Genomic DNA, 11,086 nt, shown 5'->3' on the forward strand with positions numbered 1-11,086 from the left:
TGCCGGCGACGTCGAGGCGACCATTCATCTGCCCGCGCAGTTGCGGCCAGAGCTGGGCGAGGCGCGTCAGCTTGATGTCGATCTGCCCGGCAAGGCGCTGTTGCAGGCTGCCGCTGCCATAGATGCGGTTGTCGCCGAGGCGAATGTCCAGGGTGCCGAGGGTCCATTGCTCGCCTGCGCCTTCGGCCTTGGCCTGGAGCACGGCAGGTTGGCCACGCAGACGGCCCTTGAGGTCGAGGTCGGCATTGAGCTTGAGTTGCTCGTTCTTCATTTCGCCCTTGCTGCGCAACGGGCCCGCGAGGGTGCCGGGCAACTCCGCGACCCAATACGCCGGGTTGATCGCCGACAGGTCCAGCGCCGTGTCCCAGGCGATGCCATCGGCAAATTGCAGGTTCAGGTGGCCTTCGGCCTTGCCCTGACCAGCCGCGAGTTTCAACTCGGGGAGGAACACTTGCTTGAGGTCGCCACTGAACGGGCTGGCCAGGCTGAACTTGCCCGCAGGGCCGTCGAGGTCGGCCTTGAAGTTGCCCAGATAGTTGCCGTCCTTGTAGGAAACTTCACCATTGAAGGTACGCAAGGCCACCTGGGGTTCGTCGATCACGGGGTACAGGCGATGCCACGGGAAATCCAGCCAGTCGATTTTCGCGTCGGCGCTGAAGCCTTGCTGCCAGTCCAGATTGGCACTGAGCTTGAGGCTTTGTTTGTCACCGGCATTCAAATCCAGCCCGGCGATCTGCGCGCCCTTGGCGTCGACCTTGCCTTGCAGCAGCAGGTCCACCGGGCCTTTTTCCGCGGGCAGTACGGCTTTGCCCAGCAACTGGTAACCGTTGCTCAGGTCGCCCTTGGCGGTCAGGTCCAGCTGATTGAGTTGCAGGGTATCGGGCAAATCGGCGCTGGGTTTGAAGCCGTCGGCGGTGATGTGCAACTGCGCCGGCAGGTTTTCCACCAGCGGTTGCAATTCGCCGCTGAGCTTGGCCGGCAGGTAGCCGCTGCTGTCGGCGTCGAGCTTGAGGGTCTTGAGCAAATCGCCATCGACCTTGAGCGCCAGCGTCCAGGGCGCACCGCCCGGCGCGTAAGGCAGGCTCAGGTTGCCGCTGGCGGCCAGCGGCCAATTGCCGGTGGGTTGCAGCAGGCCGGACAGGTCAAGGACCAAACCGTCCCGTTGCAGGTGCACCGAATCGATCTGCATCCCGGCGGCAGTCCAGTGCGCCGCCAGCTGCAGGCCCTGGAGCTCTTCGCTGCCATTGAACAGCAGGCTGCCAACGCGGATGTCACCCAACTGAAGGGCGACCGGCAGTTTGAGGTCCGGCAGGGTAATCGGGCCGCTGCTTTCTTCGGTGCCGGGTGGAAATTGCAGGCTCACCTGCTCCACATCCAGTTGGTTGATGCACAAGGTCATGCGCATCAAACAGGCCGGCGACCAGTCGAACTTTGGCGACTGAAGCTCCACGCGGCTGCTGTCCTGCTGCCATAACAGATGGTCGGCACTCCACTGCCCGCCCAGGCGACCCTGGAAATTCTCCACGGTCAAACCCGGCACCTGGCCCAGCACCCACCGGCTGCCGGCTTGGGTACCCAGCACCGTCCACAGTGCCAGCACTATCACCGCGAGGACCGCCAGAATGGCCAGCCCCGCTATTTTCAAACCACGCATCACAGCTCAGGCCCCATGGAAAAGTGCAAACGAATGCCGCCCGGATCTTCGAGGGCATGGGCCAGGTCGAGGCGGATCGGGCCAACCGGCGACACCCAGCGCACACCCACACCCACGCCGGTTTTCAGGCTTGGCATTTCCAGGGTGTTGAACGAGTTGCCTTGGTCGATAAAGGTCGCGATCCGCCATTTTTCGGCGATGGAATATTGGTACTCGGCGCTCAGGGCCACCATGTAGCGGCCGCCGATGCGGTCGCCACGATCGTTTTCCGGGGACAGGGTCTGGTACTCGTAACCCCGTACGCTCTGGTCGCCACCGGCAAAAAAGCGCAACGACGGCGGCACGGATTTGTAGCCGTTGGTGGCACTGCCGCCAAACTGCGCCCGGGCCAGGAAACGGTGGTTGTCCCACAGGGTGGTCAAGCCCTTGATGGTCGCCGTGCCGTAAAGCAGGTTGGTGTCGGAACCCAGGCCTTCCTTGGCGACCTTGGCGTCGAACAGCAGGCGATAGCCATTGTGCGGGTCGATGCGGTTGTCGCTGCGCAGGTAGGAATAACTGATGCCCGGCATCAGCAGCGTACTCAGGCCCGAGTCGTTGCCCAGGCGATACTCTTCGCGCTGCCATTTGAGCGAGATCACCCGCGTCCAGCCGCTGGGCAACTTGCTGTGCCACTCGGGGCCGAGGGTGAGCAGTTTACTCAGGGTGTCGGTGTTGGCGATTTCTTCATTCTGGTAACCGCCGGCAAAGCGAAGTTTGTCGGTCAGTGGCGGGTCCATGGGAATGTCGTACCACAACCCGACGTTCTGCCGAGGCGCGGAAAGCTCGGCTTCCCAGCCATAACTGTGGCCCTGGGGGTTGACCCAGTGGCGCGTCCAGTTGGCCTTGCCCCGCGGGCCGACGTCGGTCGAGTAACCGAGGCCCAGGCCCATGGTGCGCGGCTTGCGGGTTTCCAGTTGCACGGCCACCGGGATCACGTCATTGGTCGAGGCCGCCGGGGCGGCGTCCACGCGCACGCCCTCGAAAAAGCCGCTGGATTGCAGGTTCTGGTTGAGTTCGGCGATCAGTTCGGAGTCGTAAGGCGCGCCGCTCTTGAACGGCACCATGCGTTGCAGCAGGTCGTCATCAAACGGCGTGTCGCCGGCAAAGCTGACCTTGCCCAAGGTGTAGCGTGGGCCACTGTCATAAATCAGTTCGATATCGGCCACACCCGCCTTGGGGTCGACCGAGAGTTTCTGGCTGGTAAAGCGCCCGCTGAAAAAGCCGTAGCGTGACGCCTGGTTCTGGATGACGCGCTTGGCGTCTTCGTAGTTGCCGTGGTTGAGCACGGCGCCGGATTTGAGTTGGTCGCTGGCGGGCACGCGAAAGGCCTTGAGGTCGGCGGCCTGGCCGTCGACCCGAATGGTCACATTGCGCAAATGCACCGGTTCGCCGGGGTCGATGGTGAGGATCAGGCGCGGGTTCTTGCCGCCCTTCACATCGCTGGCAATCTGCGGTTGGTAGTAGCCCAGCGCCTGGGCGGCCTTGCGGGCCTGCTCCTCGGCGCCACGGCTGAACCGCAGCAGGGCTTCTTCGTCACGATCGCCGACCCCGCCGATATAGCCTTCGATGTTGGCTTTCAACGCGTCGTTTGAAGGCTTGATGCGCACATCCAATTCGCTTTGCGCCAAGGCGCCGCAGCTCGTGAACAGCAGAATCAAGCCGCTGGTAAATCTTCCTGGAAACTTCATAGGCCGGGATGCTACACGAGCTTGGGAGCGAGTTAGAACCCGGATTTGTCTGAATAATTCTGTCTTAAACCGTTGCAGCCTGTAACACCTGCGGATTTGCGTGAAAGAACACGTGTTCCAGTACCGGTCCTACAGCGACCTCGCCGATCTCTTCATAGCCCTGGCGCTTATAGAATTCCAGATAGCGAGAATTCCCCGTGTCCAGCACCACGCCCGAGGAATGCGGGTCTTCGGCGCACCAGTTGTGCACCGCTTCCAGCAGTTGCTCACCGTAGTGCTTGCCCTGGAATTGCGGGTGAATCCCCAGCAACGGCAGCACATGCACCGAATCCGAGGGCAGGCACGCCAGCACTGCCTGATGGTATTCCAGATAACGCCGGGTACCGCGCACACCGGTACTCAGCCACATGCGCAACTGCCAGGCCCAGCTTTCGGTGATGCCCAGGCGGCGGGTCGGTGGCGCGATCAGGGCGATGCCGATCAGCCGGTCGTTGACCAACAGGCCAATCGCCGGGAGTTTCTGGAAGAAGTGCTGCTTGACCAGTTCACGCACCGTGGCGCGCACCCGCTGTTCGTAGCCGGGACGTTCGGCTTCGAAGATGTAGGCGAACGTCGGCTCATGGCGATAGGCCTGGTACAACAGCGAACGGGCTTCGCGGGAATAGCCGCTGTCGAGCATGTGGATCTGGGCGATGGCAGTCGAGGTGTCAGGCATAACAGTGAATCTCCCCTGGGCGCTGACTCAAAAGGTCGCGCTCTTGTTATTACGAACGTCTGCGGCACTGTTTCGTTCAGTGTAGCCACCGGACGCCGCTTCGTAGCCCAACGCAGCCTTGTGCCTCGGCAGCTGCTACAAGGCTGGCTCCCGTCCTGCATTGTCGGCTAGCATCGCCCTTTTGCCAGACTGGACCGCCGACCATGAAAATCGTGTCTTTCAATATCAACGGGCTGCGCGCCCGCCCTCATCAGCTGGCGGCACTGATCGAGAAACATCAGCCGGACGTGATCGGCCTGCAGGAAACCAAGGTCCACGACGACCAGTTCCCGCTGGATGAGATCAAGGCCCTCGGCTATCACGTGTATTACCACGGGCAGAAAGGCCACTACGGTGTTGCCCTGCTCTCGCGCCAGGAACCGCTGGCGCTGCACAAAGGCTTTGCCAGTGACGAAGAAGACGCCCAGCGCCGGTTTATCTGGGGCACCTTCGCCGACGCCAACGGCAACCCGATTACCATCATGAACGGCTATTTCCCACAGGGCGAAAGCCGCGACCACCCCACCAAGTTCCCGGCCAAGCAGCGCTTCTACGAGGACCTGCAAACCCTCCTGGAGTCGCAGTTCAGCAATGAACAGGCCGTGGTGGTAATGGGGGATGTGAATATTTCCCCGGAAGACTGCGACATCGGCATCGGTGCCGACAACGCCAAGCGCTGGCTGAAGACCGGCAAGTGCAGCTTCCTGCCGGAAGAACGCGAGTGGATGGCCCGCCTGAAGAACTGGGGCCTGGTGGACAGCTTCCGCCACCTCAACCCGGATGTGGCAGACCGCTTCAGCTGGTTCGATTACCGCAGCCGTGGTTTTGAAGACGAGCCAAAGCGCGGGCTGCGAATCGACGTGATCCTGGCTTCCCAAGGGCTGCTGCCTCGGGTGAAGGATGCCGGTGTGGATTACGACCTGCGCGGCATGGAAAAACCCTCCGATCATGCACCGATCTGGCTGGAATTGAGCTGATTTCTTAACAGCAGCGCCGTTAAATGTGGGAGCGGGCTTGCTCGCGAATACGGTGTGTCAGTCACCGGATACGTCGACTGACACACCGTATTCGCGAGCAAGCCCGCTCCCACACTTTTTGACGGCGTGATGCCGGTCATATTGCTGAAACCTCTCTGACTTAATCTCGCGGCACTCCCTTTGGCTTGAGAAGGTGCCGGCATGATGCTGCGCGTTCTATCCCTGCTGGCCCTGCTCAGCGCATTTCCCCTCGCCGCTTTTTCCACCCCTCTGCCCTTCCCCGAACATGGCCCGGCCTTGCGCATCCAGGGTTCCAACACCATCGGCGCGGCACTTGGCCCGGCGCTGGTCAAGGGGCTGATGGAGCAACAGGGGCTGCAAGCGGTGCACAGCGAGCCATCTGACCAGGCCAACGAACAGCACATCGTCGGCAAGACTCGCCAGGGCCAGAAGGTGACGGTGGAAGTGGCGGCCCATGGTTCCAGCACCGGGTTCGCAGCCCTGAAAAACGCCAGCGCCGACCTCGCGGCGTCTTCCCGGCCGATCAAGGACAGCGAACTGGTGGACCTCGAAGCCCTCGGCGACCTGAAAAGCCCCGACGCCGAACAGGTCATCGCCATTGACGGGCTGGCGATCATCCTCAACCCACGCAACCCGTTGGGGACGCTGAACACCGCGCAACTGGCGCAGATCTTCAGCGGCGAAGTCTCGACCTGGGAACGACTGGGCGGCATCGGTGGCCAGATTCACCTGTACGCGCGGGATGATCAATCCGGCACCTATGACACCTTCAAGGAACTGGTGCTCAGCCGGCGCGGCAAGTCGTTGGATGGCAGCGCCAAGCGCTTCGAATCCAGCGAGCAGTTGTCGGATGCTGTCAGCCATGACCCCCAGGGCATCGGTTTTATCGGATTGCCCTATGTGCGCCAGGCCAAGGCGGTGGCCATCGTCGATGGCGACTCGCAGCCGATGCTGCCGCTGAACAGTTTGATCGCCACCGAGGACTACCCACTGTCACGCCGGTTGTTCTTCTACCTGCCACCTGTTGCACAAAACCCCTGGGCCAAGGCCCTGGTGGACTTTGCACAAAGCAGCAAGGGCCAGGCGATCGTCGCCGCCAACGGTTTTATCGCACAGCAGGTGCAGGCCATGGCGGTGGAACCACGGGCGCCGATGCCCGGGGATTACCAGGCGATTGCCCGACAAGCGCAGCGCCTGACGGTGAATTTCCGGTTTGAGGAAGGCAGTGCCAGCCTCGACAACAAGGCGCGCCAGGACCTGATGCGGGTAGTGGCTTATATAAAGAGCCACGGCAAGCTGGACAAGCAGGTGACGCTGGTGGGGTTTGGGGATGCCAAGAGTGATGCGCAACGGGCGGCGCTATTGTCGAAGTTGCGGGCGATGGCGGTGCGCCGGGAATTGGTTAAAAGCGGCGTGGTGCTGAGGGACATTCAGGGGTTCGGTGCCGAGATGCCGGTGGCGGCAAATACGGCAGATGAGGGACGGATCAAGAACCGGCGGGTGGAGGTCTGGGTGTATTGAGGACGCGGAGCGTCCGGGGCAGCATTCCCACGCAGAGCGTGGGAACGATCAACTGGCCTCATCGCGGCAAGCCCGGCTCCCACAGTTGGCTGCATTCCCCTGTGGGAGCTGGCTTGCCTGCGATGAAGACACCTCGGTTTTACTGCCCGCTGCGCATCATTTCCCGCGGCACATACTTGCCGATCTCGAACTTGCCGATTGCTGCGCGGTGCACTTCGTCCGGGCCATCGGCCAGGCGCAGGGTGCGCTGCATGGCGTACATGTAGGCCAGCGGGAAGTCATTGGATACGCCGGCGCCACCGTGGATCTGGATGGCGCGATCGATCACCCTCAACGCCACGTTCGGCGCCACCACCTTGATCTGGGCGATTTCGCTTTTCGCGACCTTGTTGCCCACGGTGTCCATCATGTAGGCAGCTTTCAGGGTCAGCAGGCGCGCCATGTCGATTTCCATCCGCGAGTCGGCGATCTTGTCGATATTGCCACCCAGGCGGGCCAGCGGCTTGCCGAAGGCGGTACGGCTGACGGAACGCTTGCACATCAGTTCCAGCGCGCGCTCGGCCATGCCGATGGAACGCATGCAGTGGTGAATACGGCCCGGACCAAGGCGCCCCTGGGCAATTTCAAAGCCCCGGCCTTCGCCCAGCAGGACGTTTTCGTACGGCACGCGGACGTTATCAAACAGCACTTCGGCGTGGCCATGGGGTGCGTCGTCGTAGCCGAACACCGGCAGCGGGCGCACGATCTTCACACCGGGCGCATCCACTGGTACCAGGATCATCGAGTGCTGCTGGTGACGCGGCGCATCCGGGTTGCTCAGGCCCATGAAGATCAGGATCTTGCAGCGCGGGTCACAGGCGCCGGAGGTCCACCATTTTTTACCGTTGATCACCCACTCGTCGCCGTCGCGTTCTGCACGGGCGGCCATGTTGGTGGCGTCGGAGGAAGCCACGTCCGGCTCGGTCATGGCAAATGCCGAGCGGATTTCGCCGCGCAGCAGCGGTTCGAGCCAGCGCTGTTTTTGCTCTTCGTTGGCGTAGCGCACCAGCACTTCCATGTTGCCGGTATCCGGTGCCGAGCAGTTGAACGGCTCCGGCCCCAGCAAGGAGCGGCCCATGATTTCGGCCAGGGGTGCGTATTCCAGGTTGGTGAGGCCGGCGCCCAATTCGGATTCCGGCAGGAACAGGTTCCACAGGCCTTCGGCTTTAGCCTTGAGCTTCAACTCTTCCATGATGGCGGTGGGCTGCCAGCGGTCACCTTCGGCAACCTGGCGTTCGAACACAGGCTCGGCCGGATAAACGTAGGCGTCCATGAACGCGGTGACGCGTTCACGCAGTTCCTGAACCTTGGGCGAATAGGCGAAATCCATGGGCAGCACCTTCTCAATGGAGGTTGTTGAGGTCATGAATCGATGCTAGAACAGCGTTGATAATTTACCTAGCCTATTCTCGGCGTGTATTAACATTCATCACCGATATATGATCGGCGTATGGACACCTAACAATAAGAGCGCAGCGAAATGAATCTGAGCAAGGTCGACCTCAACCTCTTCATCGTCTTTGACGCGATCTACACCGAAGCCAACCTGACCCGCGCCGGGCAGATTGTCGGGATTACTCAACCTGCGGTGTCGAACGCTCTGGCCCGCCTGCGGGAGACCTTCAACGACCCGCTGTTCGTGCGCACAGCCCAAGGCATGGTGCCCACGCCCATGGCCCAGAACATCATTGGCCCGGTGCGTAATGCGCTGTCGCTGCTGCGGGTGTCGGTACAGGAAAGCCGGATCTTCAACCCGCAACAGGCGGCCAAGACCTACCGCATCAGCATGACCGACCTCACCGAAGCGGTGATTCTGCCGCCGCTGTTCCAGCGCCTGCGCCGCCTGGCACCGACGGTGGTAATCGAGAGCTTCCTGTCCAAGCGCCGGGAAACCACCAAGGAACTGGCGGCCGGTCGCCTGGACTTTGCCGTGGATGCGCCGCTCAACACCGACCCGCAAGTGCGCCACGTCAAGCTGATGGAAGACCGCTACGTGTGCGCCATGCGCAAGGGCCATCCGATGGCGGGCAAGGACAAACTGACGCTGGATGACTACCTGTCGCTGACCCACATTCATATCTCCAGCCGGCGCAACGGCCTGGGCCATGTCGACCTGGCGCTGGGCAAGATGGGCCTGCAACGCAAGATCGCCCTGCGCTCCCAGCACTACCTGATGGCCTCGCAGGTGCTGCAACAGACCGACATGGTAATGACCGTGCCGGAGCGCTTCGCACGGCGCCATGAACTGCACTGGTTCAACCTGCCGGTGAATGATGTGCCGATGGTGGAAACCCATCTGTACTGGCATGAAAGCACCGACCAGGATCCGGCCAACCGCTGGATGCGCGAGCAGATGATCGAGTTGTGCCAGCAGGTGACGGCCCATGAGAAGAAGCTGGACAAACTGTAGGAGCGAGCTTGACGTTAACGTCAACCAGCCATTAGCTTAACGCTCAAGACACTCCTTGAGCGCCCTCATGAGCACGACCTACAGCATCTCCGACCTCGCCCGCGAGCTCGACATCACCACCCGCGCCATTCGCTTCTATGAAGAACAAGGCCTGCTGTCCCCGGAACGCCGGGGCCAGGAGCGCATTTATTCGCCCCGCGACAAAGTCAGCCTGAAGCTGATCCTGCGGGGCAAGCGCATCGGTTTTTCCCTGGCCGAGTGCCGGGAACTGATCGAACTCTACGACCCTACCAGCGGCAACCAGAAACAGCTGCACAGCATGCTGGCGAAAATCGCCGAGCGCCGCGAGCAGCTGGAACAACAGTTGCTCGACATCGAACAGATGAAGCTCGAACTGGACACCGCCGAAGAGCGTTGCATCCAGGCGCTGGAACAGACCATTCAGGGCCAGGTTGGCCATTCATAAAAGGTAGCTGCCATGTCCCTCCCCTCTCATGTGCGCCTGGTGGAAGTGGGCCCCCGCGACGGCCTGCAGAATGAAGCGCAACCCATCAGCGTCGCCGACAAGGTGCAATTGGTGGACGCCCTGAGTGCCGCCGGCCTGGGTTACATCGAAGTCGGCAGTTTTGTGTCGCCCAAATGGGTACCGCAGATGGCCGGGTCGGCCGAGGTGTTTGCGCAGATCCAGCGCAAGCCGGGCGTGACCTATGGCGCGCTGGCGCCAAACCTGCGGGGTTTTGAAGATGCACTGGCGGCGGGCGTGAAAGAAGTGGCCGTATTTGCGGCGGCTTCCGAGGCGTTTTCCCAGCGCAATATCAACTGCTCCATCAGCGAAAGCCTGGAACGCTTCGTGCCGATCATGGCCGCGGCCAGGCAGCATGGTGTGAGTGTGCGGGGTTATGTGTCGTGTGTGTTGGGTTGCCCTTATGAAGGTCAGGTCGCGCCGGAACAGGTCGCGGCAGTCGCTCGCGAGCTGTTCGCCATGGGCTGCTATGAGGTGTCCCTGGGCGACACGATTGGCACCGGCACTGCAGGCGCAACACGCCGGATGTTCGAGGTGGTCGGCGCGCAGGTGCCACGGGACAAGCTGGCCGGGCACTTCCATGACACCTATGGCCAGGCCATCGCCAATATCTACGCCAGCCTTGAGGAAGGTATCCAGGTGTTCGACAGCTCTATTGCGGGCCTCGGCGGGTGCCCCTATGCCAAGGGGGCCAGCGGTAACGTTGCCACTGAAGATGTGTTGTACCTGCTCAATGGCTTGGGCATCGAGACGGGTATCGACATGGACAAGCTGATTCTGGCGGGTCAGCAGATTTGTACGGTACTCGGCCGCCCCACCGGTTCGCGCGTGGCGAAGGCTCGCAGCGCCGGTTGAGTAGTGCGCTTGTGACGATGTGTTACCTCGCGGCTACACATCGGGTAACACGGGAACATATTTTGTCGCATTTCCTGAAGGAAATTTCTCGCCAAAAAATCAAGACATTGATTTTAAAGGACTTTATAAAGTTGGCACGGCTTCTGCTATCTCTATTGCATAACAAGAATAAAAAGCACCAAACCTAATAAAAATAAGACGTAACGACTCTGACATAACAAAAACAACACGGCAGAGACGCAGCTAACAGATTTTTTTGGAGAAGATGTGCTTCGCAGGGTACGGCTTGCCGAAACCCGCAACCGGATAGAGAAGAACAAAAAACTACCTCAAGGTAGCTACCCACTGGTTGGATCGCGTGCGAAGAAGCAGATCAGCGCTCAAAAAAATACGTTTGCTCTTGACCCCGGATGGGGGTCGCCAAAAACAGCGGTAAAGGGCCACGGTTGCCAAAAACAACAATAGACCGCCCCTCAATAATAAAAAAAGAGCACGCAACGACAAATTAAAGGGGACCTTCGGGTCCCCTTTGTGCTTTCTCGGGGGAAGGTGGTTTGCGTGTATATCCGTTTTTTGGGTGATGGCTGAGATTGGTTCCGCTCTTA

General features: G+C 61.0%; 8 protein-coding genes and 1 pseudogene. 5 read left to right on the forward strand and 4 right to left on the reverse strand.

Going from position 1 to position 11,086, the window contains the following annotated elements:
- From HX846_RS27685 to HX846_RS27695, 3 genes and pseudogenes are all read right to left on the reverse strand, one after another.
- Positions 1–1,654 (reverse strand): annotated as a pseudogene (locus tag HX846_RS27685) (translocation/assembly module TamB); the annotation flags it as partial.
- Entirely contained in the window at positions 1,654–3,381 is a 1,728-nt protein-coding gene (locus HX846_RS27690) for an autotransporter assembly complex family protein (protein ID WP_102369513.1), read from the reverse strand. The pseudogene HX846_RS27685 and the gene HX846_RS27690, both read right to left, overlap by 1 nt.
- Before the next feature lie 64 nt (positions 3,382–3,445).
- Positions 3,446–4,096, reverse strand: a complete 651-nt coding sequence (locus HX846_RS27695; protein WP_003211798.1) for an N-acetyltransferase — start codon at positions 4,094–4,096, stop codon at positions 3,446–3,448.
- Positions 4,097–4,299: 203 nt separating this feature from the next.
- Between HX846_RS27695 and xthA the strand changes: the two genes are divergently transcribed.
- On the forward strand, positions 4,300–5,112 hold the full coding sequence (gene xthA / locus HX846_RS27700) for an exodeoxyribonuclease III (RefSeq protein WP_102369515.1): 813 nt from the start codon (positions 4,300–4,302) through the stop codon (positions 5,110–5,112).
- A gap of 201 nt (positions 5,113–5,313) precedes the next feature.
- Positions 5,314–6,654 (forward strand): substrate-binding domain-containing protein, encoded by a 1,341-nt coding sequence (locus HX846_RS27705; RefSeq protein WP_178966513.1) that lies wholly within the window; start codon positions 5,314–5,316, stop codon positions 6,652–6,654.
- A gap of 139 nt (positions 6,655–6,793) precedes the next feature.
- Here the strand turns inward: HX846_RS27705 and HX846_RS27710 are convergent, their stop codons facing one another.
- Positions 6,794–8,023, reverse strand: a complete 1,230-nt coding sequence (locus tag HX846_RS27710) for an acyl-CoA dehydrogenase (protein ID WP_177080525.1) — start codon at positions 8,021–8,023, stop codon at positions 6,794–6,796.
- 150 nt (positions 8,024–8,173) lie between these two features.
- Here HX846_RS27710 and HX846_RS27715 point away from each other — a divergent pair, with 150 nt between their 5' ends.
- The 3 genes from HX846_RS27715 (at position 8,174) to HX846_RS27725 (ending at position 10,481) form a co-directional block, all read left to right on the forward strand.
- A complete protein-coding gene (locus tag HX846_RS27715) occupies positions 8,174–9,103 on the forward strand; it encodes a LysR family transcriptional regulator (RefSeq protein WP_003211805.1) in 930 nt (309 codons plus the stop codon).
- A gap of 67 nt (positions 9,104–9,170) precedes the next feature.
- Entirely contained in the window at positions 9,171–9,569 is a 399-nt protein-coding gene (locus tag HX846_RS27720) for a MerR family DNA-binding transcriptional regulator (protein WP_102369517.1), read from the forward strand.
- Between the two features lie 12 nt (positions 9,570–9,581).
- Positions 9,582–10,481: a hydroxymethylglutaryl-CoA lyase gene (locus HX846_RS27725; protein ID WP_178966514.1), complete on the forward strand. Its 900-nt coding sequence runs from the start codon at positions 9,582–9,584 to the stop codon at positions 10,479–10,481.
- Positions 10,482–11,086 lie beyond the last annotated feature (605 nt).

It is taken from the genome of Pseudomonas sp. K5002 (genome assembly GCF_013386655.1).
In the GTDB taxonomy this organism is placed as follows: domain Bacteria; phylum Pseudomonadota; class Gammaproteobacteria; order Pseudomonadales; family Pseudomonadaceae; genus Aquipseudomonas.